Annotated in this window: 19 protein-coding genes; 10 read left to right on the top strand and 9 right to left on the bottom strand. The window is 50.1% G+C overall.

The window, feature by feature from the left end; all coding sequences use genetic code 11:
* Window positions 1–2: 2 nt before the first annotated feature.
* The 7 genes from nuoH to B067_RS21875 form a co-directional block, all read right to left on the bottom strand.
* Complete coding sequence (nuoH, locus tag B067_RS0115300) at window positions 3–956, bottom strand: NADH-quinone oxidoreductase subunit NuoH (protein ID WP_026244710.1); 954 nt, start codon at window positions 954–956, stop codon at window positions 3–5.
* Window positions 949–3,723 (bottom strand): NADH-quinone oxidoreductase subunit NuoG, encoded by a 2,775-nt coding sequence (nuoG, locus tag B067_RS0115295; protein WP_019530966.1) that lies wholly within the window; start codon window positions 3,721–3,723, stop codon window positions 949–951. The genes nuoH and nuoG overlap by 8 nt, the downstream gene beginning before the upstream one ends.
* The gene (gene nuoF / locus B067_RS0115290) at window positions 3,723–5,093 is read right to left on the bottom strand and encodes an NADH-quinone oxidoreductase subunit NuoF (RefSeq protein WP_019530965.1); all 1,371 of its coding nucleotides are present in this window, start codon (window positions 5,091–5,093) and stop codon (window positions 3,723–3,725) included. Before nuoF ends, nuoG begins: the two co-directional genes overlap by 1 nt.
* Complete coding sequence (gene nuoE, locus B067_RS0115285; RefSeq protein ID WP_035802501.1) at window positions 5,090–5,575, bottom strand: NADH-quinone oxidoreductase subunit NuoE; 486 nt, start codon at window positions 5,573–5,575, stop codon at window positions 5,090–5,092. Before nuoE ends, nuoF begins: the two co-directional genes overlap by 4 nt.
* Before the next feature lie 66 nt (window positions 5,576–5,641).
* A complete protein-coding gene (nuoC, locus tag B067_RS0115280) occupies window positions 5,642–7,390 on the bottom strand; it encodes an NADH-quinone oxidoreductase subunit C/D (RefSeq protein ID WP_205619989.1) in 1,749 nt (582 codons plus the stop codon).
* 191 nt (window positions 7,391–7,581) lie between these two features.
* Window positions 7,582–8,250 (bottom strand): NuoB/complex I 20 kDa subunit family protein, encoded by a 669-nt coding sequence (locus B067_RS0115275; RefSeq protein WP_019530962.1) that lies wholly within the window; start codon window positions 8,248–8,250, stop codon window positions 7,582–7,584.
* Window positions 8,250–8,699, bottom strand: a complete 450-nt coding sequence (locus B067_RS21875) for an NADH-quinone oxidoreductase subunit A (RefSeq protein ID WP_019530961.1) — start codon at window positions 8,697–8,699, stop codon at window positions 8,250–8,252. Before B067_RS21875 ends, B067_RS0115275 begins: the two co-directional genes overlap by 1 nt.
* 479 nt (window positions 8,700–9,178) lie before the next feature.
* Here B067_RS21875 and B067_RS0115265 point away from each other — a divergent pair, with 479 nt between their 5' ends.
* Both B067_RS0115265 and B067_RS0115260 read left to right on the top strand, forming a co-directional pair.
* A complete protein-coding gene (locus B067_RS0115265; RefSeq protein WP_019530960.1) occupies window positions 9,179–10,342 on the top strand; it encodes a DUF819 family protein in 1,164 nt (387 codons plus the stop codon).
* 49 nt (window positions 10,343–10,391) lie between these two features.
* Window positions 10,392–10,667, top strand: a complete 276-nt coding sequence (locus B067_RS0115260; RefSeq protein ID WP_019530959.1) for an acylphosphatase — start codon at window positions 10,392–10,394, stop codon at window positions 10,665–10,667.
* Here the strand turns inward: B067_RS0115260 and B067_RS0115255 are convergent.
* Complete coding sequence (locus B067_RS0115255; protein WP_019530958.1) at window positions 10,664–12,568, bottom strand: GGDEF domain-containing protein; 1,905 nt, start codon at window positions 12,566–12,568, stop codon at window positions 10,664–10,666. The two genes, B067_RS0115260 and B067_RS0115255, sit on opposite strands and share 4 nt — an antisense overlap.
* Window positions 12,569–12,777: 209 nt before the next feature.
* Here B067_RS0115255 and rnr point away from each other — a divergent pair, with 209 nt between their 5' ends.
* Window positions 12,778–15,312: a ribonuclease R gene (rnr, locus tag B067_RS0115250; RefSeq protein WP_035802498.1), complete on the top strand. Its 2,535-nt coding sequence runs from the start codon at window positions 12,778–12,780 to the stop codon at window positions 15,310–15,312.
* Between the two features lie 27 nt (window positions 15,313–15,339).
* Here the strand turns inward: rnr and B067_RS20665 are convergent, their stop codons facing one another.
* On the bottom strand, window positions 15,340–15,813 hold the full coding sequence (locus B067_RS20665; protein ID WP_019530956.1) for a Z-ring associated ZapG family protein: 474 nt from the start codon (window positions 15,811–15,813) through the stop codon (window positions 15,340–15,342).
* A 172-nt stretch (window positions 15,814–15,985) separates the two neighbouring features.
* Between B067_RS20665 and zapE the strand changes: the two genes are divergently transcribed.
* The 7 genes from zapE to B067_RS0115210 all read left to right on the top strand — a co-directional run bounded on the left by zapE (window position 15,986) and on the right by B067_RS0115210 (window position 22,487).
* Window positions 15,986–17,113 carry a cell division protein ZapE gene (gene zapE / locus B067_RS0115240; protein ID WP_019530955.1) on the top strand — a complete coding sequence of 376 codons (1,128 nt, stop codon included), beginning with the start codon at window positions 15,986–15,988 and terminating at the stop codon, window positions 17,111–17,113.
* Window positions 17,114–17,232: 119 nt separating this feature from the next.
* Window positions 17,233–17,661: a 50S ribosomal protein L13 gene (gene rplM / locus B067_RS0115235; protein WP_019530954.1), complete on the top strand. Its 429-nt coding sequence runs from the start codon at window positions 17,233–17,235 to the stop codon at window positions 17,659–17,661.
* Window positions 17,662–17,674: 13 nt separating this feature from the next.
* Window positions 17,675–18,067, top strand: a complete 393-nt coding sequence (gene rpsI / locus B067_RS0115230; protein ID WP_019530953.1) for a 30S ribosomal protein S9 — start codon at window positions 17,675–17,677, stop codon at window positions 18,065–18,067.
* A 259-nt stretch (window positions 18,068–18,326) separates the two neighbouring features.
* Window positions 18,327–18,926 carry a ubiquinol-cytochrome c reductase iron-sulfur subunit gene (gene petA / locus B067_RS0115225; RefSeq protein ID WP_019530952.1) on the top strand — a complete coding sequence of 200 codons (600 nt, stop codon included), beginning with the start codon at window positions 18,327–18,329 and terminating at the stop codon, window positions 18,924–18,926.
* A complete protein-coding gene (locus B067_RS0115220; protein WP_019530951.1) occupies window positions 18,926–21,166 on the top strand; it encodes a ubiquinol-cytochrome c reductase in 2,241 nt (746 codons plus the stop codon). The genes petA and B067_RS0115220 overlap by 1 nt, the downstream gene beginning before the upstream one ends.
* Window positions 21,167–21,234: 68 nt before the next feature.
* Window positions 21,235–21,882, top strand: coding sequence for a glutathione S-transferase N-terminal domain-containing protein (locus tag B067_RS0115215; RefSeq protein WP_019530950.1), 648 nt, complete (start codon window positions 21,235–21,237; stop codon window positions 21,880–21,882).
* Between the two features lie 161 nt (window positions 21,883–22,043).
* Window positions 22,044–22,487: a ClpXP protease specificity-enhancing factor gene (locus tag B067_RS0115210; RefSeq protein ID WP_019530949.1), complete on the top strand. Its 444-nt coding sequence runs from the start codon at window positions 22,044–22,046 to the stop codon at window positions 22,485–22,487.
* Window positions 22,488–22,702: the final 215 nt, after the last annotated feature.

The following is a 22,702-nucleotide window of genomic DNA, read 5'->3' as shown; positions in this document are numbered from 1 at the left end:
GTCTAGCCCTCCATCATTAGCACAACAGCGCCAGTGACTAATAGGTTGAGTAAGGCCAGTGGCAGCATGTACTTCCAGCCCAGTGACATCAGTTGGTCGTAGCGGGGGCGAGGTATGGCGCAGCGCAGTAAAATAAAAAAACAAATAACGGCAAAAACTTTTAGAAAAAACCACACTACCGGTGGCAGCCAAGGCCCCAACCAGCCACCAAAAAACAGGGTGACTATCATGCAGCTAATCAACATTAAGCCTAGGTATTCACCCAGCATAAACATGGCGAATTTCATACCGCCGTATTCGGTGTGAAAACCGGCGGTGAGTTCGTGCTCGGCTTCGGGTAAGTCAAAGGGCAGCCTGTGGCTTTCGGCTATGCCGGCAATTAAAAACACATACAGGCCTAAAAACTGGGGGATGAAAAACCACAGGTCTTTTTGGGCGTTGACGATATCGAGCAAGCTAAAGCTACCGCTGAGCATCACCACGCCCATCAGTGACAACCCCATAAACACTTCGTAGCTCACCATTTGCGCGGCGCTTCTTAAGCCGCCTAACAGCGCATATTTATTATTGGAGGCCAGCCCGCCCAGCAGCACGCTGTATACCGCCAGTGAAGTCATGGCTAAGAAAAACAATAAGCCGATATTAAGATCGATGATGTATAAGTCGGGACTAAAGGGTACTACCGCAAAACCCAATAACATGGCGACGACGATGGCGGTAGGGGCAAATACAAACACGACTTTATCGGCAAAGGGTGGCACCCAATCATCTTTGGTGAGCAGCTTAAGCATATCGGCCAAGACCTGCAGCACGCCGAAGGGGCCTAAGCGGTTGGGGCCTAGCCGGTCTTGCCATATGCCCAGCAAGCGCCGTTCAAACCAGGTGAGAAAAGCCGCGCCGCCTACGGCACCGCCTATAAGTATAAGGCCGAAGACTATAGTTCCTAATTCAGACATGGGCACCTCCATCGGAGGCAATCACATCGGCTTGTTTCGGCCTTTGCCAGTCGCTGGCTTTTTGTAAGCGCACGCTGCTGCCCAGAGTTAAGTTAAAGCTGCCGTTAATACCTACGCTGTAAGCGGCGCAGCCTTGCACTATGGCTTGGTTAATCACCACCCGTAGGGTCGCCAAATCATCCCCTACCGTTAAGCCGTCGCCGTTTTGTACCTGTAGTAGCTGAGCGTCAGCGGGATGAACTTCTAGGCTGGCATCGCTGAGTAACTCGCTGAGATTTTCGCTATAGCTACTGAGTTCGTCGCTGCCAAAAATACGCAGACGCGGCACTAACAGCCACTGCCCAGCTTGGGCTTGGAAGGGCGCGGGTATATCTGCTGTTTGTTGTTGGGCTGGGTTACCGCCTTTCAGTAAACGCTTACCGGCGGTGCCGCCTTTTAACGGCCCGCCCACTTCGGTTTGAAATTTGTGTAGCGATTGATTGGAGTTCCAGCCCGGTGCCCATACAAAAGGCAGTAGCGAGCCGGGTTGATTGCGGTTGAGGCCTTCCATGGTATAGGCCAGTGCTGACTCGTCATCTTCAGTTTGTTTGGGTTCGTGCACCGATATATTGGCGCGCATGGCGGTGCGGCCGCTGCTGCGCTGGGTTTGCCTAGGTACTTTTACCCCCGCGTTGCGGTAAAAGTGATCGGGGGCGGCCAGTGTAATGCCCTGTAAGCTGGGGTTGGCCAGCGAGCAGGCCAAGGTAATATCGTCAAAGTGGTGAATGTCGGCTACTGCAGCGTGGCCCATTTCTTTTAAACAGGCTAATAACCAAGCCCAGCTGGCGCGGCGTTCGCCTTGGCATTCAGATACCGGGAAGTAGCGCTGGGCGCGGCCTTCCAAGCTGACTATGGTTCCTTCGCTTTCGCTAAAACTGGCGGCTGGCAGCGCCAGCTGGCTGGCAGAGAGGGTGGGGTTATCCAAGCTGTCGAGTACGACCAGTGTGGTGACGCTTTGTAGTAGTTTGTTGACTACGGCGGCAGGCGCACGGCGAAACAGGTCGTTTTCTAAGATGATAAGGGTATCAATTTTATAGGCACCCTCGGCCAGCGCCTCTATGCTGGGGGCTGCGCTATGGCTGAGCATGGCCTGCCCCAAGCTGTTGGCTTCGGGCAGGGTGAGACATAGCATGCTGTTGCCAGCGTTTTCGTTTTTACGCATAGCCAGCGCATCAGCGATGGCAGCGGCGGATTGCATAATAGCGGCATTGCCACAGCTGCTACCGGCTATCACCAAGGGACGCTGCGCGGCCATTAAGGCCTCGGCAATAGCACTGGCTTCGGCATGTTGTGGGTTTTGCTCGTAGTCCTCACCATTAATCTGTGCGGCTACCGCATAGCCCAAACGGGCAATGTCGTCAGGTGCTAGGCGATAGGTTTGTTCGGCCACGTCATCTAAGCGGGTGTCGGCGACGGCGGCAATAAACAGGGGGCTGAGTTGATCTTGGGCGAGGTTGCGCACGGCGGCATCTTGCCAGGGTTGTAGTTTTAACTCGGCGGCTAAGGCATAGGCTTTGTTGCGCACACTTTGGCGCAGCGCCAAGGCTATGCGCGGGGCGCTGTGGGTGAGGTCTTCGCCCAAGATAAAAATAGCGTCTGCTGCCTCCATATCTTTAATGCTGGCTATATGGGCGGCGGTGCCTTGTTGCAGACTTAGGGCCAGCTGCGCTAGGGCTTGCTCTTGGGCATTAAAGCCGGGGCTGAATTGCTGCTCGCCTACCAAGGTTTTTAATAAGAAATTGGCTTCTAGTGAGGCGCGGGGTGAGCCTATGGCGACGACCTTATTATCCTCTTGGCAGGCTTCAATTAGCTGATGTAGGGCGTGGTGGGGGTCGATGATATTGTAGCGGCCGCGCTCGTCCCGCAGCCCAGGATTGTTGATGCGTTTATCGCTATTTACAAACTTAGCTCCGAAGCGGCCGCGGTCGCAGAGAAAGTAACCATTCACTTCGTCGTTGTAGCGATTGTGTACTCGCTTGAGCTTGCCATAGCGCTCGCCGGGCAAAGTGTTACAACCTACCGCGCAGCTGGTGCACACCGAGGGGGCCGATTGTAAATCCCATTTGCGGGTGTAATCGTTAACTAGGCTTTTATCGGTGAATACGCCGGTGGGGCAGACTTCCACCAAGTTGCCAGCGAATTCGCTTTCTAATATGCCCTCTTGATGGCGGCCAAAGTAGACATGATCGTGGGCGGCCATGGCGGCTAAATCTGTACCGCCGGCGTAATTATTGTAATAGCGGGTGCAGCGGTAGCAGGTAATACAGCGGTTCATTTCGTGGTGTATTAGCGGCCCTAAATATTGATTGCGATGGGTATTCTTTTTGCCGCGGTAGTGTCTGTCGCGGTGGCCTGTCATGACCGTCATATCTTGCAGATGGCATTCGCCGCCTTCGGCGCATACCGGGCAATCGTGGGGGTGGTTGAGCATTAAGGATTCCACGATAGTTTTTCTAAACTCGGATGCCTTGTCGCCATTAAGTGAAAAAATCGCGCCGTCGCTAACCTGGGTCATGCAGCCCATCACGATACGGCCGCGAGAACCTTCTAGATAGTCCTCGGCATTTTGATATTGCACTACTGCGCACTGGCGGCAGGCACCTATAGAACCCATATCAGGGTGCCAGCAAAAATAGGGTAAATCCAAGCCTAGGCTGAGGCAGGCTTGCAATAAGTTATCGCCTTCTTTAACGGTGTATTGCTGCTGGTCTATGGTGATGACAGGCATTAGCTTGCAACTCCCTGGCCCAGTTCGTTGTGGCCCTCGTGGTGGCTGTCAGTATTTCCATGCTTGCCCTTATGACAATTCGGGCAGTGGCCGTTGTTGAGATGGCGTTCAAAGTCTTCGCGAAAATATTTAATGCCGCTGGCCAGTGGTTCCATGGCACCGGGGGCTAGGGCGCAGTGGGTATTGCCCATGGCACCGATAAAACCGATTTGCCTAGCCAGGGTATTCATGTCCTCGTCTGTGCCGCGCCCCTGTTGAATGTCGTCTAGCACCTGCGCCGACCAAGGCAGGCCATCGCGGCAGGGAGTGCAAAATCCGCAGGATTCCTGCGCAAAAAATTCCACCAAGTTTTTAACAAAGCCCACAGCGCAGGTTTTATCGTCCAGCACTATCATGGTGCCTGTGCCCATGCGGCTGCCGGCCTTGCCTATGGTGTCGTAGTCCATGGCTAGGTCTAAATGCTCAGGGGTGAGAAAGTCGGTGGAGCCGCCGCCGGGTAAAAACCCGCGTAATTCATAACCCTCTTCCATGCCGCCAGCCAGCGCGAAAATATCGCGTATGGGGGTGCCTATAGGCAGCTCCCAGCAACCGGGGTTTTTGACGCGACCGCTAATACCGTAGAGCTTAGTGCCGGCATCGCTGCCTATGCCCAAGTTTTGAAACCACTCGGCACCGTGCTGCACAATGTGGTGTATGTTGCACAGGGTTTCGACATTGTTGACGATGGTGGGTCGGCCCCATAAACCACTGACTTGCGGAAAGGGCGGTTTGGCTCTGGGGTTGGCGCGTTTACCTTCTAGGGAATTAATGAGTGCAGTTTCTTCGCCGCAAATATAACGGCCAGCGCTGGCGTGTACCTGCAGTTGAAAATTAAAACCACTGCCTAGAATGTTATCGCCTAGATAGCCCTTGGCATGGCAGTCGGCTATGGCTGCACGCAGTAGTCGTGCTGCTAATACATATTCGGAGCGTATAAAAATGTAACCTATGTCGGCTTGTAAGGTGTAGGCGGAGATAATCATGCCCTCGATTAATTGATGAGGGTCGCACTCTAATAGCCAGCGGTCTTTAAAAGCGCCCGGTTCCATTTCATCGGCATTGCAGACTAAATATTTGTGGCCGGTGTCGGCGTCGTCCATGGGCACAAAGCTCCACTTCATGCCGGTGGGAAAGCCCGCGCCGCCACGGCCGCGCAGGTTGGAGTCTTTAATACTTTTTAGGCAGTCAGCGGGGCTGCGTTTGGCTAAGGTGCTGTGCAAGCTTTGGTAGCCGCTATTGGCCTCGTAGTCGGCCATAGTGGTTGGGGTTTTATCGTCGCGTATGTTTTGTGTGAGCGGCCGAGTGGGTGCTTGGCTGGGGGTATTACTCATAGTTGCGCCTGCTCCCGGGTTCTAAAAATTTCGCTAAGTTCGCTGCGATCTATATTTTCGTATAAATCGTCGCCTACCATCATTACTGGTGCCTTATCGCAGGCCCCTAAGCAGGTGACGGGCAAAAAGGTGTAGGCATTGTCGGCGGTGGTTTCGCCCAAGCCTACGCCTAAGTGTTGGCTAATTTGTTGGCGTATTTTTTCGTAACCTTTAATCCAGCAGGTGACGCTATTGCATAGCAGTATTACTTGTTCGCCGACTGGCTTACGAAAAATTAAATTATAAAAAGTGGCTATGCCGTCTAGCTCTGCGGCGGACATATCTAGGTGTTTGGCGATGGTTTGTAGGCTTTCGTCAGATACCCAGCCACGGTAACCCTGCACAATTTTTAGGGCGTCTATAGCTACCGCCGCTTTGTAAGGGGCGTGCGCGATTTCTTTGTCTATGTCGGCCAATTCGGCATCGCTTAAGCTGCTTATCATCTGGCTACTCATCATTTGCTATATATCCGTTTACCTAGCTTTTTACTCGCTCGCTTATCTACTTAGTCATCTATCTACGTCAGCCATCACAAAATCGATGCTGGCGATAATGGCTATCATGTCGGCAATCATTAAGCCGTTGCTGATCAAAGGAATTTGTTGCAGCGCCGGGAACGAGGGCGTGCGTATGCGGGTGCGATAAGATTGCGTTCCGCCATCGCTCACCAGGTGGTAGTTGTTAATACCCTTGGTGGCCTCTATAGGAAAGGAGGCTTCACCTGCTGGCATCACCGGCCCCCAGCTGACATTTAAAAAGTGATGGATAAGCGTTTCTATATCTTGCAGTGTGCGTTCTTTTGGTGGCGGAGTGGTGAGCTTGTGTTCGCTTTTGTAGGGGCCTTCGGGCATGTTGTCCATACACTGGCGGATAATGTGCAGGCTTTGCCGTATCTCTTCTATGCGTACTACGGCGCGGTCGTAGCAGTCGCCGTTGTGGGCGATGGGCACTTCAAAGTCGAATTGATCGTAGCCGCCGTAGGGGCGGTCGCGGCGCAGGTCAAAATCAAATCCTGTTGCCCGTAAACTGGCGCCGGTAATGCCCCAGTCCATGGCCTCTTGGGTATTGTAAGCCCCCACGCCCTGGGTGCGCTGTTTTAGGATGCTATTGTCCATGGCCATTTTTTGGTAGTGATCTAGCCGTGCAGGCATGGCGTCGATAAACTCGCGCACCATTTTTTCCCAGCCCTTGGGTAGGTCTTGGGCGACGCCGCCTATGCGAAACCAGGCGGGATGCATGCGACCACCGGTGACCGCTTCGACTATGCCTAGTAGGCGTTCGCGGTCGGCAAACATATAAAACACTGGCGACATCTGGCCCACGTCTTGGGCAAAGGTGCCGTAAAACACTAAGTGACTGGAGATGCGAAACAACTCCGACATCATTATGCGTATCACCTTGGCGCGGTCGGGTACTTCAATATCCGCCAGCTGCTCTACGGCCATCACATAGGCCAAGTTATTCATCACCCCACCCAAGTAATCGATGCGATCGGTATAGGGGATAAACGAGTGCCAGGTTTGGCGCTCGGCCATTTTTTCGGCGCCGCGGTGGTGATAGCCTATGTCGGGTACCGAGTCGACGACCACTTCGCCATCTAGCTGTAGAGCGATGCGAAAAACACCGTGCACCGAGGGGTGATTGGGGCCTAGGTTGAGAAACATAAACTCGGTGTCGTCGGTAGCTCTTTGCATGCCCCAGTCTTCGGGTTTAAACAGTAAGGCTTCTTGTTCTTGCTGTTGTTTTTCGTCGTCTAGGCTAAAGGGTTCCATTTCGGTGGCGCGGGCTGGGTGGTCTTTTCTGAGGGCGTGGCCCTGCCAAGTAGGAGGTAATAAAATGCGCCGTAAATTGGGGTGGCCGCTAAACTCTATGCCATACATATCCCAAGCTTCGCGCTCATACCAATTGGCATTGGGGTAAATGTTGACCGCCGAGGGCACGGCAATGTCGTCTAGGCTAACGGCGGTTTTGATGCGGATTTCTGCTACCGGCCTAAAGGCCATTAGGTGATACACCACAGTGAAATCTTTGGCTGCTTCCGGTTTATGCTCGCGCAGGCGTTCATCGATGCCGAATAAATCCAGCAACATGGGGAATTGTTTTTTCAGGTGTATTAATACGTCTAGGAGTTTTGCACGCTCTACCCATAGCGTGGGCATATTGTCTGCGGTAGCTTGAGGCATAAACGAATCTGCGCCAAAGCGGGCATAGAGCTCGCCAACGGTATCGTTGTTATTCAGTGCTTCAGCGTTAAGCATAGTGCTCCCGATCATTATTAATGTGTTGCTAGCGTTGCTGTTTTACGGGTACGGCTTACTTTATAAAATTCTCTACTTTGCTTGCTACTCTGCCCTAGTGACGGTCATTCTCGCGTAGGCGAGAATCTATTTTTGTTAGTGTCACGGACTCTCACTCTCACTTGCATGGGAGTGACGCACAATAATCTCTTCTAAACGTCATCCGGGCTGCGCAGTAGGGTGGCCCGGTTTCTCTCTTCTTGTAAGGTATCTCTTTGCGATGGCATCTTGGGTTTAACTACGGTTTGGTCGCCCGCCACCCAACTTAAGGGGCGGCGCTCTTTACCTATGGATTCTTGCAACATGGTGAGGCCCTGCATTAGCGCCTCGGGGCGCGGGGGGCAGCCGGGTACGTACACATCCACGGGGATAAATTTATCCACACCTTGCACCACGCTGTAGATGTCGTACATGCCGCCGGAGTTGGCGCAGGAGCCCATGGAAATAATCCAGCGCGGTTCTAATAGTTGGTCGTAAAGGTGTTGCACTACCGGTGCCATTTTTCTAAATACGGTGCCGGAAATGACCATCAAATCGGCCTGCCTAGGGGTGGCGCGTATCACCTCGGAGCCAAAGCGGGCGATATCATGGCGGCTGGTGAAAGAGGTAGCCATTTCTACATAGCAGCAAGAGAGGCCGAAATTAAAAGGCCACAGTGAGTGGGCGCGGCCCCAGGCGACCAGATCTTCCAGCTTGGCAAAGGCGACATTGCGCTTGACCTGCTCTTCTATGCTCTCATTGATGCTTTCATGAGTGCCCTCGAAAGCGCCGCCGGGTGAGCTGGCAATAAGATTGTCGGGCTTGCTTAAATTCCACTCCATTAGTGTTTCCCTGATTGCGGTAAATGAGGTTGGGGTGCATGGGATTGCGATAAATTAGTTTGCTGTATGCCCGTTCTCGATTTAATGCCCCAGTCCAAGGCGCCGGAGCGTAGCTCGTAGACTAGGGCCACGGCTAAAACAAAAATAAACACGCTAATGGCAATGAAGCCTGCCCAGCTCAGCTCAAAAAAAGCCACGGCCCAGGCAAAAATAAACACGGTTTCTAAATCGAAAATCACAAAGAAGATGGCAATTAGATAAAACTCAGCTGACACATGAATTTGTGGGCTGCCCACCGACAGTACGCCAGATTCAAAGGGCATATTGGTGGCTTTATTGCCGCGCCGCTGCCCTAAAATAAATGACAGCCCCAGCATGGTGGCTACCAGCAGCAAGACGGCAGCGACGTAAACCAATAAAGGCCAGAGTGATTGCGTGGCTAAGTTCAAGGTGCAGCCCCCCCAAACAGTAAGGGATAGGAGAGCGTATACATAGCGAGAGGTTCGGCTAGGGCAAAGCAAGGGGGGAGGTGTGCGACAGATGATAGTGCACGTGGCAGTTTGCCTAGGGCTAACTGTCGGTAACATGGTGCTTGTGCTGTACAGTCTTGCATACGAGCTCCAGCTATCCCTAAGGGTTAAACATGGAGGTCACTTGCCCGAAAAACTAACCGCGTGGGTAAGAAATCGACCTGATACTGCTACCACTTACAACTGAATAAACTTTAGCGAGGTTAAAAAGTAAACGCAAGGTTCTAAAAATAATAATTTAGTTTGTACGAAAAGTGATCAGTGAGGTTGTTGATTTGGCCTAAGTTTGGGGGTGTAGGGTTAATATGTGTTTTGGTTTTACGGGTTGCTGGGTTAGGCTTTTAGGGATAAGGGCAAGACAGAGCAGTAAAATATAGTAGCAACATAGTGAGGAATAGATGAGTTTAATCAGTGCAGAAAACGCTATGGCGGTAATGGCGGCTTTATTTGTAATTGCTGGGTTGGGCTTTGTCGGTGAGAAAACTCGCGTGGGCGCACACTTAACCGGCGCGGTGATCGCGATAGTGACGGCTATAGCGGCGGCTAACCTGAATATTATTCCTCACAGCTCGCCGGCTTATGATTTTGTGTTTAGTTACTTTGTGCCAGTGTTAATCCCTCTATTTTTATTTAAGGCCGACTTAAAGCGTTTGTTTTTCGAGACTACGCGCACCACCATGGCGTTTTTATTAGCCAGCGTGGGCACGGTGGCCGGCGTCACTCTGGCGGCGCTGTGCTTGGACTTAGGCAGCTTGGCCTCGCAGGCGCCGCTGGCTATGGCTGAGCGCGAAGCCGCCGTGGCTGGCCTGTTTGCCTCTACCTACATAGGCGGCTCGGTGAACTATGCGGCCCTAGGTGAGGTGACCGGTTTAAGCCAAGATGCCTCGTTTTTTTCGGCTGCCACTGCAGCAGATAATTTATTTAGTGCCGTGTACTTGGGTTTGTTGGCATTGTTGCCTGGCTGGCGTTGGTTAGCGCAAAAATACCCCGCGCATGATTATTCGGCGGGCAGTGTTGAGGTTGAGCATAGTGAAGGTATCAGTGCGATGTCCTTGGTGCTGGCGCTTGCGGCCGCTATGGTGATAGTGGTGGTGGCCGATGCTGCAGTTGCTTATTTAGGGGGCAGTGGTTGGCGCTATATGGTGATTACGGCGCTGTCTTTGGCGGTAGCCACACTCGCGCCGGGCTTGGTAAAGCATATGATAGGCAGTTTTGAGCTGGGGGTGGGGCTGTCTTTGGTATTTTTTGCCGCCATAGCGGCGGGAGCCGATGTGGTGGCCATGGTGCAGGTGGCGCCTTTGTTAATCGCCTTAGTGCTGATACTGCTTAGCGTGCATTTTTTAGTGACCTTTACGGTTGGGCGCTGGCTGGGTTTGAGTATGCCGGAGTTAATCATCGCCTCTAATGCGGCTATTTTGGGGGCGACCACCGCGCCGGCCCTGGCGGCAGCCAAGGGCTGGAATAATTTAATTACCCCCGGTATTTTGGTGGGCGTGTTCGGTTATGCTCTCGGGACTTTTGTAGGTACGATTATTTTTAAATTTTGGGTATTTATTTTGTGAGTGTGGCTTTTTAAGTATGGCCTTGTGTACATAGTAAGGAGGTTTTTAAGTGAGTGAGTTATCAACATTGCATGGCTTTGTAACCGGCCGAGTGCAGGGCGTGTGGTTTAGGGCGTTTACCCAGCAACAAGCCTTAGCGGCGAATGTGAGTGGCTGGGCTAAAAATATCAGTGATGGCCGAGTGGAGTTTATGTTGTCGGGGGCCGCTGAAGATTTGTTGGTGGTGTGTAAGGCGCTGCATCAAGGCCCTGAACATGCGCGTGTTGATAGGGTGGATGTAGAAACCCTGACCTATAAAGAACTGCAGGGTTTTCAAGTTCTCTAAGTGCTGAGGGCGGCGTTTTCTACGCTGTTAATTTGATCTTTGCCATTATTTTTAGATACATATAAGGCTTCATCGGCCTTATGAAAAATCGTTTTGGCATCGGTGATGTCGGCGCTGTTATGGCATATGCCCATACTGATGGTGACATGAATAACCTCGCCGTTGGGCAGAGTAAAGGCTTTCTCGCGTACCGCCTGCAAGAGGCGGCTGACTATCTCTTCACACTGTTTGGGCGGTATGCGCGGTAGTATAAATAAAAACTCTTCACCACCTATGCGGCCTACTACATCGGTCATTCGTAGGGTATCTAGGCTAAGCTTGGCTATGGCTTTAATAACGCTGTCGCCAGCGGGGTGGCCGTAGTTATCGTTAATCTGTTTAAAATTATCGATGTCGGCAATAATAATAGAAAATTGCTTGCCTTCTTTTTCGTTGCTGAGAATATTATTTAAATAATTAAAAATATAACGGCGATTATAGAGGCCGGTGAGTTCATCGCGTATAGATAGCTCAGAAATGCGCTTTAAGTTTTTATACAATATATAGACAAAGGCAAGAATAATAAGCACTGTGAGGCTCAAACCTATTAACAGCATTTTTTGCAGTTTATTAACGCGCATTTGATTATTGGCGGTAAGCTGCTGTGTTTTTGCGTTTTCGGTAAGCAGTTTTATTTTTAAATCTTTCTGCTGGTTTTCCAGTGTGGCCTTGTAGGCAATCATTTTTTCTGAGTAGGTGGCCGAGTCTATACGTGATTTTTTCTCGCTGTAATTACTCAGTAATGCAAAGGCTAGGGGGTAGTTATTATTAGCTTGTGCCAGTTTAGCGGCGATAAGTAAGGTTTCAATTTGCCAGTTGGTGTCGGTTAAGTCGGGTAGCTGTGCAAAAATGTCAATGGCGGCATTGAGGGCGGTTTCAGCTTCGCTGAGCTGTTGTTGTTTGATATAGCACTTGGCCTGTAATTTATAGAGCTCGGCTTTGTAATCTTTTGGGCCTTCAGTGTTAACTGCTTTGTTTATAGCGGGCAGGGCTGCGTCGCAGTTGTTCATGGCGGCCAAGGTGGTGGCTATGCCGTAGTAGCCGTAAAACTTACTACCTTCGCGAGTGGTGTGGGATAATAGTTGTTCGTGTTGGTGAAAGTATTTGAGCGCTTCTTGGTATTTGCCCCAGTAGCGATGGCTAGTGGCTATGCCAAAAATTGCGGAGGAGGTGTATTGCTGATAGCCCAGTTGTTGGTAGCCCGCTAAGGCTTTTTGGTAGTAGGCTATGGATTCCTCGTATTGGTCCATATAGCCATAGATTGCACCATAGATATCTTCTGCTAGGGCGGTAATAAAAATATCCCCTAGTTCTCGCGCCTCCATATGGGCAAGGTGATTGGTTTCGAGGGCGTCTTGAAAATTATCCTCTAAGGTATAGGTGTAGGCGAGCTCAACTCTGGTGCGCAGCTCCAGATGTTTTAGATCTGCCGCCATAGCTTGAGCTATAGCGTTGGTGAAATGTGTTTTGGACTCTGCTAGCGCGCCATTGTTTTGTGCCAGCACACCTTGTAGCAATAATAACTGCACCTGAGCTTCGGCATTTTCTGTTTGTTTTATGACATTAGCTGCGGCGTTAAGCGAGATCTGCATATCGTCCAGCAGTACGATAATGCCCTGTGCTTCTGCCAAGCGTAACCAATACCACTGTTCAGCGCGAAGGTCTTGCTGGACGGCTGTGTTTTTGAGGGTGTTAAGCTGGTCTATAGCGGCTTCGGAATTAATATAGGCTTGCGCCTTCATGCTATAGAGCTCTGTTGCCAGTTCTGCATGACAGAGGGGGGCTAGCGCAATAAGCGCTGAGGCCAAGAAAAATTGCTTGATGCGCGCAGGCATGGAAATGCGAATAAGTTGTGAGGTCATTAATACGGCGGCTGCTAATCTAAATGATGGTCATTGTTATGCTTAGTATAGGAAGCATAGCATGTATTATCTGGCGATGGCTGCGGCTAACAAAGTGATGCGGGTTTGGCTCTGGGGGGAATAAATAGGTGCTTTGCCAAAACCTTGCGTATAATAAGACCTATATAGTGCCGATTCTGGCATATATTGAGAATAAAAGTGATTTAAACATGGCGAAACGCCCACCACAGAACGACCCTCACGCTGAGCGCGAGGCCAAGAAATACGATAATCCCATTCCCAGTCGCGAATATATTATTGAGCTGCTAGAGCAGGCCGATGCGCCACTCAACCGCAATCAGCTTAGCCGGCAATTGAATTTAGACGATTATGATGCCGCCGAAGCACTGCGCCGGCGCCTAAAAGCCATGGAGCGCGATGGCCAGTTAATGCGCAACCGCAAGGGCGCTTATTGCCTAGTGGCAAAAATGGACTTAGTAAAAGGCCGCATACAGGCACACCGCGACGGCTTTGGCTTTGTGATACCCGAAGACGGCAGTGACGATTTTTACCTGAATAGCCGCCAGATGAGCCAAGTATTCGATGGCGATATAGTGCTGTGCCGAGCCAATGGCGTAGACCAGCGCGGCCGTCGCGAAGGTACCATTGTTGAAGTGTTAGATCGTCACACCACGCAGCTAGTAGGCCGTTACGCCTATGAAAACGGTGCCGCTTTTGTGATACCTGATAATCCCCGTATGCAGCATGATGTTTTTATTGCTACCGATCAGCCTAGTGAGTTAAAACCCGAGCCTGGCCAGTACGTGGTGGTTGAAATTGTTACTCAACCCCAGTGGCGTGCGCGCCCCACCGGCAAGGTGGTAGAGGTGATGGGCGACCATATGGCGGCGGGTATGGAGATAGATGTTGCCATACGTTCCCACGATATTCCCCATGTGTGGCCTGAGTCGGTATTGGCTGAGGCGGCTACGCTAGCGGACGAGCCCAACGAACAAGATAAGCAGGGCCGTATAGATTTACGCGACTTACCCTTTGTGACCATTGATGGCGAAGATGCCAGAGACTTTGATGACGCCGTCTATTGTGAGGCTAACAAGTCTGGCGGTTGGCGTTTATGGGTGGCGATAGCCGATGTGTCGCACTATGTGCAGGTGGGTAGTGCCTTAGATAAAGAGGCGACTTTACGCAGCACCTCGGTCTATTTCCCCGAGCGCGTAGTGCCTATGCTCCCCGAGGCCTTATCCAACGGCTTGTGCTCCTTAAAGCCAGAGGTTGATCGCCTGTGTATGGTTTGTGAAATGACCATTAGCGAAAAAGGTAAGCTGACTGACTATAGATTCTTTGAGGGGGTAATACACTCCCATGCGCGTTTAACCTATACCAAAGTGGGCGCCATGTTGGACCCAGGGCACGGCAAGCATGAAGAGCTGTGTGAGCGTTACTCGGCGGTATTGCCTCATGTGCAACAATTGCATGGCTTGTATCACGCCCTGCGTGCACAGCGGCAGGTGCGTGGTGCCATCGACTTTGAAACGGTAGAGACGCGTATCGTTTTTGGCCCCGATAGAAAAATTGCCGATATCGTACCGGTGGTGCGCAACGATGCCCATAAGTTGATAGAGGAATGCATGCTCAGCGCCAATGTGGCGGCGGCTAGGTTCTTGGAAGAGCATAAGATAGATGCGCTATTTCGTGTTCATGAAGGGCCCACCGAGGAGCGGCTAAAATCTTTGCGTGAGTTCTTGGGTGAGCAGGGCATAGATCTGCCTGGTGGTGACGACCCTCGTCCTGGTGATTATCAAACCGTAATGGCGCAGATAGCGGGTCGCCCCGATGAGCAGCTAATCCAAACCATGTTGCTGCGTTCCCTGCGTCAGGCGGTGTACCAGCCGAAAAACGAAGGCCACTTTGGGTTAAATTACCCCGGTTATGCCCATTTCACCTCACCGATACGCCGTTACCCAGACTTATTGGTGCACCGGGCGATACGCTATATCGTGCGTTCACGGCCTGAGGCTGCCACGGTGCAGAGTGTTGCAGGCGTGGCCGCTATAGATCGTAAAACCATCTACCCCTATGACATGGCGGCGCTATTGGCATTGGGTGAGCAAACCTCCATGGCTGAACGTCGTGCTGACGATGCTAGCCGCGATGTGGTGGCTTGGCTGAAATGTGAATACCTGCAAGACCGGGTGGGTGAGACTTTTACAGGCGTGGTTACGGCAGTTACCAGTTTTGGTTTATTTGTTGAGCTTAAAAATGTGTATGTAGAGGGCTTGGTGCATGTGAGTGCGCTAGCCAGTGATTATTACCATTTTGATCCGGCCAAGCAGCGTTTAGTCGGCGAGCGTACCCGTACCACTTTTCAGCTAGGTAATGAGCTGCAGGTGAAGGTTTTGCGGGTTAATTTAGATGATAAGAAAATCGACTTAGAATTGGTGGATGTGGCGACGGGTTCCAATAAGCGCAAGCGCTCGGCATCGGCGGGTAAAGCGGGAGCCAAGGGCAAGAAGCCGAGTAATGCGGGTAATAAACGGACTGCTGCCAAGGATGAGCCTGTCGCGCGTAAGCCTGCCAAAAAAGCTAGGCCGAAAAAAGCTAGGAAAAAGCCGAAGCCGTTTGAGATCGAAGCTAAAGCTAAAGTCGTTCCAAAAGCGCCAGTCAAAGCGGAAAAGAAATCCGCTAAGAGCATGGTGAAGAGTGTTATCGCTAATGTGAGAAAGCGGCTGGGCAAAAAAGACTAGTTCGCCGTGCCGTATTAGGTCGCAGTGTTAGGCAGGGCTTTTAGGGTAGCCTGACTCGTTGCGCTCATCGCTTACTAGGGATTTTTTCATGCCCCAGTCTTCACTTAAAGTGCCACCGGTGGTGGCATAGTCTAGTGGCGGAGTCAGGCTAGAGGACTGCTCTGGTTGCTCTGTCTTACTGGTGCTGCCGTCGGCAGCTAGAGTTTTGATAGTGGTGTGTAATTGTTCGCCAGCGAGTAATTGCGCGCCTGATGCTAAGTGGCTGTGTACGTCCTTATAGCTTTCGGTGAGCTGGTTAAGCAATTCGGCGGTGTGATTGAAGTGCTTGCTGACATCGGCCTGATAACTTTGCTGCTGCTGTTGCAGATCCAGCACCTGTTTTTCTAACTCGACCTGGCGTTGGCTTTGGCCGCTCTTGCGTTGCGACAAGAAAATGCCAATAAAGGTACCGACAATAAGGCCGGCGAGGGTAATAGTGAGTACGACGCTGAGTGAATACACTTTGCTCTCCTAGGTTCTAGTTCTACGGTTATAAACTGCATTTTAAGTATAACCGTGATTGGCGATTCGCGGTAACAAACTTATACTTCTGGTATGCATGGTTGCCACTGGCAGGGGATAGCTGTAGAGTTGCCGCCTCAAAAATCATGATGGTTAGCTCTCCCTTTTTACTATGGCCGTACCCCTGTCCCCAAGAGAACGTTACCAGTTAGACCTGCAGAGGGATGACTTCTCCTATGATGTTGGCCAGAAACAGGCTGTAGAGTTATTGCAGCAGTTGTATGAGCGTCTGTTAGCAGCTGAAAGTGCTGCTCAGCCTACGGGCTTAAAAGCTAAGTTGCTGGCAGGGCTGGGCCGCCGCCAGCCCGCGTTGGAGCCGGTTAAGGGGTTGTATTTTTGGGGCGGGGTAGGTCGCGGCAAAACCTATTTAATGGATGCTTTTTATGATGCATTGCCTTTTGATCGCAAAATGCGGGTGCACTTTCATCGTTTTATGCGTAGAGTGCACGCGGATTTAAAGGTCTTGCAAGGGGATAAAAATCCGTTGCAGCAGGTAGCTAGAGGCATTGCCGACGAAGCGAGGGTCATCTGTTTTGATGAGTTTTTTGTTTCAGATATTACCGATGCCATGATTTTGGGTGGTTTATTTGAGTTGTTGTTTGATTATGGCGTAAGCCTAGTGGCTACTTCGAATATTATCCCCGACGGTCTCTATAAGGACGGTTTGCAGCGTAGCCGTTTTTTACCCACCATAGCTATGCTCAATAAGCATACGCAGGTGGTGAATGTTGATAGTGGTGTTGATTACCGCTTGCGTACTTTGGAGCAGGCTGAGCTGTATCATTACCCGTTGGATGCGGGGGCGGATAGCAGCTTACAGCGCTCTTTTGATCAGCTTAACCCTGATGCTGGCCATGTACGTAGTGATTTTGGCTTGGAGATCAACGGCCGGCAAATTCAGGCGCGTAGAGTGTCGGATGATGTGGCTTGGTTTGATTTTGGTGCGTTGTGTGATGGTCCGCGCAGTCAGAATGACTATATAGAGCTGGCTAAGGAGTTTCATGCGGTGCTGATTAGTGGTGTGCCGCAGCTGGGTGGTGGTAAGGATGACCAGACTAGGCGCTTTATTAATTTGATAGATGAGTTTTACGACAGGCACGTTAAGCTGGTTATTGCAGCTCAGGTGTCATTAGCGCAGCTCTATGCGGGAGGGCGTTTAAGTTTTGAATTTGAACGTACCCAAAGCCGCTTGTTAGAGATGCAATCCCATGATTACCTAGCGCTGGAGCACCGTCCTTAGGGGCTTGCGCAGGCTAGTTAATGTAACAGTAAAAATAGCGCGAATTAGGCTTGAAAACCCTCAGTGGTTTCTGTAGTATTCGCGCTCTTTGTAGGAACGGGCCCCAGAGGCATATATAGATGAAGACTTTCAGCGCAAAATCTGAAGCCGTAACACGTGATTGGTTCGTGGTAGATGCAGATGGCAAGACCCTAGGTCGTTTAGCCACCGAGATCGCTCACCGTTTACGTGGTAAGCACAAGGCGGAATATACCCCGCATGTCGATACCGGCGATTACATCGTGGTTGTTAATGCCGAAAAAGTACAAGTTACTGGCAAGAAAGCAAGCGATAAAATGTATTACCACCACACTGGTTATATCGGTAACTTGAAGTCTATAAGCTTCGAGAAACTAATTGATAAAGCTCCTGAACGTGTTATCCAGAGTGCGGTTAAAGGCATGTTGCCACGTAACCCATTAGGACGTGATATGTTCAGAAAACTTAAAGTGTACGCAGGCGCTGAGCATCCCCATGCTTCACAGCAGCCGCAAGCACTGAACATATAACGGAACGCATATTATGTCAGCTACTCAATACTATGGTACTGGGCGTCGTAAAACCTCTAGCGCTCGCGTATTCATAAAATCAGGCGCCGGTGAAATCACCATCAACAAGCGCTCTTTGGATGAATACTTTGGTCGCGAAGTTGCGCGCATGATCGTGCGTCAGCCGCTAGAATTGGTTGAAATGACCGATAAATTCGACTTAAACATCACTGTTGCCGGTGGTGGTAGCTTCGGTCAAGCCGGCGCTATACGTCACGGCATTACTCGTGCTCTTATGGAGTATGATGAAGGTTTACGTGGCCAGCTGCGTGCAGCCGGTTATGTAACACGTGATGCTAGGGAAGTTGAGCGTAAGAAAGTTGGTCTACGCAAAGCGCGTAAGAAACCACAATTCTCTAAACGTTAATTATTGCTGTCTATTGGAGGGTTGCGGCCCTCCAGCGAAAACGCCCGTGATTATTGTAATCTGGGCGTTTTTTTATGGTTGTTTGCAAAACGCCGTAAATATTTGATTTGATTTTAAAAAAATACCTCAAACCCTGCTATGTTGTAGGGTTAATTGTTGTCATGGCGCGTCAATATCTTTAGTATGCGCCGTACTAATAATTAATTATTCATTGCCTAGCTAATAGGTCTTTATACGCTAGTTTTAGGGGGATTACGTCATGAGTAATGACGGCGTTAACACTACGCGGCGACGTTTTTTGACCGCGGCTACTACGGTAGTGGGTGCGGCTGGAGCAGTAGGTGTTGCTGTACCTTTTGTGGGTTCATGGAACCCCAGTGCCAAAGCTAAAGCTGCCGGTGCTCCGGTTAAATTTGATATTAGCCGTTTAGAGCCTGGTGAGATGAAAGTGGTTGAGTGGCGCGGCAAGCCTGTCTATGTAGTGCGACGCACCCCCGAGACCCTAGCTGCCTTAGTCGGTAATGCGGACAATCTAAAAGATCCTGACTCAACCAATACCGCACAGCAGCCTGAATATGTAGGCACTATTACCCGCTCTATTAAAGACGAGTTCTTAGTGCTGGTAGGCCTGTGTACCCATTTGGGTTGTGCGCCTAAGTACCGCCCTGAAGTGGGTGCGGCTGATTTGGGCGGCGAGAGCTGGATAGGCGGTTTTTTCTGTCCCTGTCACGGTTCTAAGTTTGATTTGTCTGGCCGTGTATATCAAAGCGTACCGGCCTCTGCAAACTTATTGGTTCCACCTTATACCTATGAAAGTGATAGCGTCATTATTATTGGCGTAGACCAGGAGGCCGCGTAATGATCAATCTGTTAGTGGGTTTAAGAGATTGGGTAGATGCACGTTTGCCGATTATGCGCGCGTGGGATACTCACATGGGCGGCTACTACGCCCCTAAAAACTTTAACTTTTGGTACTACTTTGGTGTTTTGTCACTGTTAGTGTTAGTTAACCAATTGTTAACCGGTGTTTGGCTCACCATGAGCTATACCCCCAGTTCAGAAAATGCGTTCAACTCGGTTGAGTACATCATGCGTGATGTCGATTTCGGCTGGATTATTCGTTATATGCATTCCACCGGCGCTTCTGCGTTTTTTGTGGTTGTGTACCTGCATATGTTCCGCGCCCTGATTTATGGTTCATACCAAAAGCCCCGCGAGCTGGTATGGGTGTTTGGCATGTTCATCTTCCTAGTATTAATGGCTGAGGCTTTCGTGGGTTATGTATTGCCCTGGGGTCAAATGTCTTACTGGGGTGCGCAGGTTATTATCTCCTTGTTCGGTGCTATCCCTGTTGTGGGTGAAGATATCGTACAGTGGATACGCGGCGACTTTCTGATTTCAGGCATCACCCTAAACCGCTTCTTTGCTTTACACGTGGTGGCTTTACCTATCGTATTGTTGGGCTTGGTGGTTCTGCACTTATTGGCATTACACGAAGTGGGTTCTAACAACCCCGATGGTGTTGATATCAAGAAGAACAAGGACGAGAACGGCATACCTAAAGACGGTATCCCTTTTCACCCTTACTATACTGTGCACGATTTACCGGCAGTAGCCGTGTTCTGTTTTGCCTTTGCTTTGGTTATTTTCTTTGCGCCAGAAATGGGTGGTTACTTCCTAGAGCATGCCAACTTTGAAATTGCCAATGGTTTAAAAACCCCTGAGCATATCGCGCCAGTATGGTATTTCACGCCGTTTTACTCGGTGTTGCGTGCGGTGCCTGATAAGTTGCTAGGTTTTATCGCCTTTGGTGCTTCGGTTGCTATCCTGTTTATCTTACCTTGGGTAGATCGCAGTCCGGTTAAGTCGGTACGTTATCGCGGCCTAGTTAACAAGATTATGTTGGTGACCTTTGTGGCTACCTTCCTAATCTTGGGTGTGTTGGGTGTTAAGGCGCCTAATGCTGGCAGAACGCTATTAGCGCAGGTAACAACCGTATTTTACTTTGCCTTCTTTATTACCATGCCTATATGGACCAATAAAGATGCATGGCACGCCATGATACGCAGCATCGTGTTTTGGGTGATAGCTGGCATCATGCTGTTCTTAACCTTCTATGGTTATGAGGCAGCCAGGCATGAAACACATGTTTATGCGGTACGTGCCTATGCAGCGTTAAATGCCTTGTTCTTCTTTATCCTGCCTATCTTACTAACCCGAGATAAAATGTTGCCGGTACCAGAGCGCGTTACCATGAACGGTGGTATGGGGGCTTGGGGAACTATAGGTGGCGTGATTCTCGTGGCCTTGCTAACCTTATTGCCATTAAAGGCAGCGGGTTCAGAGTCGGCGTTTAACTGCGGCACGATGATGTGTGATGAAGTCACCACTGACCCTACTAACAAGGCGTCTTTGCAAAGTGGTGCTAAGCACTATATGAATAACTGTATGAGCTGCCATTCGATGAAGTACGCGCGTTATCAGCGTACTGCTGAAGATATAGGTGTGCCTTTAGATATATTTGAAGAAAATCTAAAGCTTGATAACCAGGCTAAAATCGGTGGCTTAATGTTTAACTCGGCACCGGAGCAGTCGGCAAAAAAGTGGTTTGGTGCGGCTCCGCCGGACCTAACCTTGGTAGCGCGTACGCGTAACCCCAACTGGTTATACACCTATTTGCGCAACTTTTATGCCGACCCTAGCCGTCCTTGGGGCGTCAACAACAAAGTATTTAAAGATGTGGGTATGCCTCATGTGTTGCTAGAGTTGCAAGGCATGCAAGCCTGCGCTCCCGGCCCGGTATTAGCGGACAATGGCGGCATAAAGCGCGACTCTTTAACCGGTGAAGAAGTTTTGTTTGATGAAACTACCGGTGAGGCCCTTAGCCCCTGTGGTCGCTTAAAATTGGTTTCTGAAGGTAGTATGACGCCGGAAGAGTTTGATACCGCGATGTATGACCTGGTTAACTTTTTATCCTATACCGCAGAGCCTATGGTTGAAGACCGTAAGCGCATAGGTATTTTCGTACTGGCCTTTATTACCTTGTTCTTCATATTTACCTATATGTTGAGTCGCGAATACTGGAAAGATATTCACTAATTGTAGTGATACGCAGCAGTCGCTTAGCGACTGCTGCTTTGATAGTCGATAGAACTTAAGGAATTAAAATGGGTGTTGTTGCCAAACGTTCGTCAATGACCTTTTACTCAGATGGTGAATGCCATTACAGCCATCGCGTACGTATCGTGCTGGCCGAGAAAGGTGTGACAGTAGATATCGTCGATGCGGACGGTGATAACTTACCTGCCGAGTTGGCTGATTTAAATCCTTACAACAGCCTGCCGACCATGTTGGATAGAGACTTAGTGCTTTATGAAAACAAGGTGATGATGGAGTATTTGGACGAGCGTTTTCCGCATCCGCCACTACTACCTGTGTATCCGGTAGCGCGTGGCTCTAGCCGTCAATATATCTATCGTATAGAGCGTGACTGGTGTGTGTTGGTTGATACCATCACCCAAGGTAGTAACCAAAAAGCGGTAGAGAAAGCCCGTAAAGAATTGCGTGAAAGCCTTATTGCTATCGCACCGATTTTTGCGGAAAAGCCGTTTTTTATGAGTGATGATTTTACTTTGGTTGATTGCTGCATGGCACCTATTTTGTGGCGTTTGGAAGCCTTGGGTATAGATATCCCCAGCACTAAACAAACCAAGCCATTGCTAACCTATATGGATACCTTGTTTGCCCGCGAGTCCTTTCAAGAGAGTTTGTCAGAATCTGAGCAGGAAATGCGCAGTGCCAAGGCTAGGGTGTAATCACCATAGCCAATTAAAAAGGGATGCTAGTTCATCCCTTTTTTTATATACCCAAAACGCTCGCGTTGTTCGCGAGGCCAGCTTTGCGTAAGAGCGGCGGCGCTTAGGATGAGCCAGCGTTGAAATAATTCTTACTATAGCGACAAGATTAGACTTTCATTATGAGCAAACAACCTACCCCCATGAGCAGTAGCCGCCCCTATATGGTTAGGGCTTTGTATGATTGGATATTAGAAAACGACTGCACGCCCTATATCCTAGTGAATGCCTTGGCTGATAATGTGATGGTACCTACCGAACATATTAAAAATGGCCAAATCGTTTTAAATGTCTCCCCCAATGCGATACGCGATTTAGAGTTGAGCAATGAGGCGATGATGTTTAACGGCCGCTTTGGTGGTGTGCCCATGGATATCTATGCGCCCATGTCGGCGGTGCTAGGTATTTATGCCAGAGAGAATGGCCAGGGTATGATTTTCGAGATGGAAGACCTAGACCCTGAGCCAGAACCCCCTAAAGACAAGCGCTTTAAAACGGTAGAAAGCTCAAAGCCGGCCGCTAAGACTGAAAGGGCGGAAAGACCTAGTTTGAAGGTTGTAAAATAGTCTCTAGTTCCTAGTTTATAGTCGCTAGTAAAAAGGCCAGCTCTCTTAGGAAGTTGGCCTTTTTTATTGTTTAAAAATTAGAAAGTGCTGGACACTGGCACAGGATACAGCAAGATTTTCACTATCGACTATCGACTATCGACTATCGACTATCGACTATCGACTATCGACTATCGACTATCGACTATCGACTATCGACTATCGACTATCGACTA

Origin of the sequence: Dasania marina DSM 21967, assembly GCF_000373485.1 — a bacterium.
GTDB lineage: Bacteria > Pseudomonadota > Gammaproteobacteria > Pseudomonadales > Dasaniaceae > Dasania > Dasania marina.
The sequence above is the reverse complement of the archived record's forward strand: the minus strand, read 5'-3'. Positions and strand labels throughout refer to the sequence as shown.

Coding starts and splice junctions, on each gene's coding strand:
- B067_RS0115215 (WP_019530950.1), top strand. CDS start 21,235: ATGGGTGTTGTTGCCAAACGTTCGTCAATGACCTTTTACTCAGATGGT.
- rnr (WP_035802498.1), top strand. CDS start 12,778: ATGGCGAAACGCCCACCACAGAACGACCCTCACGCTGAGCGCGAGGCC.
- B067_RS0115265 (WP_019530960.1), top strand. CDS start 9,179: ATGAGTTTAATCAGTGCAGAAAACGCTATGGCGGTAATGGCGGCTTTA.
- zapE (WP_019530955.1), top strand. CDS start 15,986: ATGGCCGTACCCCTGTCCCCAAGAGAACGTTACCAGTTAGACCTGCAG.
- B067_RS0115220 (WP_019530951.1), top strand. CDS start 18,926: ATGATCAATCTGTTAGTGGGTTTAAGAGATTGGGTAGATGCACGTTTG.
- rpsI (WP_019530953.1), top strand. CDS start 17,675: ATGTCAGCTACTCAATACTATGGTACTGGGCGTCGTAAAACCTCTAGC.
- nuoE (WP_035802501.1), bottom strand. CDS start 5,575: ATGATAAGCAGCTTAAGCGATGCCGAATTGGCCGACATAGACAAAGAA.
- B067_RS0115210 (WP_019530949.1), top strand. CDS start 22,044: ATGAGCAAACAACCTACCCCCATGAGCAGTAGCCGCCCCTATATGGTT.
- B067_RS0115255 (WP_019530958.1), bottom strand. CDS start 12,568: ATGACCTCACAACTTATTCGCATTTCCATGCCTGCGCGCATCAAGCAA.
- rplM (WP_019530954.1), top strand. CDS start 17,233: ATGAAGACTTTCAGCGCAAAATCTGAAGCCGTAACACGTGATTGGTTC.
- petA (WP_019530952.1), top strand. CDS start 18,327: ATGAGTAATGACGGCGTTAACACTACGCGGCGACGTTTTTTGACCGCG.
- nuoC (WP_205619989.1), bottom strand. CDS start 7,390: ATGCTTAACGCTGAAGCACTGAATAACAACGATACCGTTGGCGAGCTC.
- nuoG (WP_019530966.1), bottom strand. CDS start 3,723: ATGCCTGTCATCACCATAGACCAGCAGCAATACACCGTTAAAGAAGGC.
- nuoF (WP_019530965.1), bottom strand. CDS start 5,093: ATGAGTAATACCCCCAGCCAAGCACCCACTCGGCCGCTCACACAAAAC.
- B067_RS0115275 (WP_019530962.1), bottom strand. CDS start 8,250: ATGGAGTGGAATTTAAGCAAGCCCGACAATCTTATTGCCAGCTCACCC.
- nuoH (WP_026244710.1), bottom strand. CDS start 956: ATGTCTGAATTAGGAACTATAGTCTTCGGCCTTATACTTATAGGCGGT.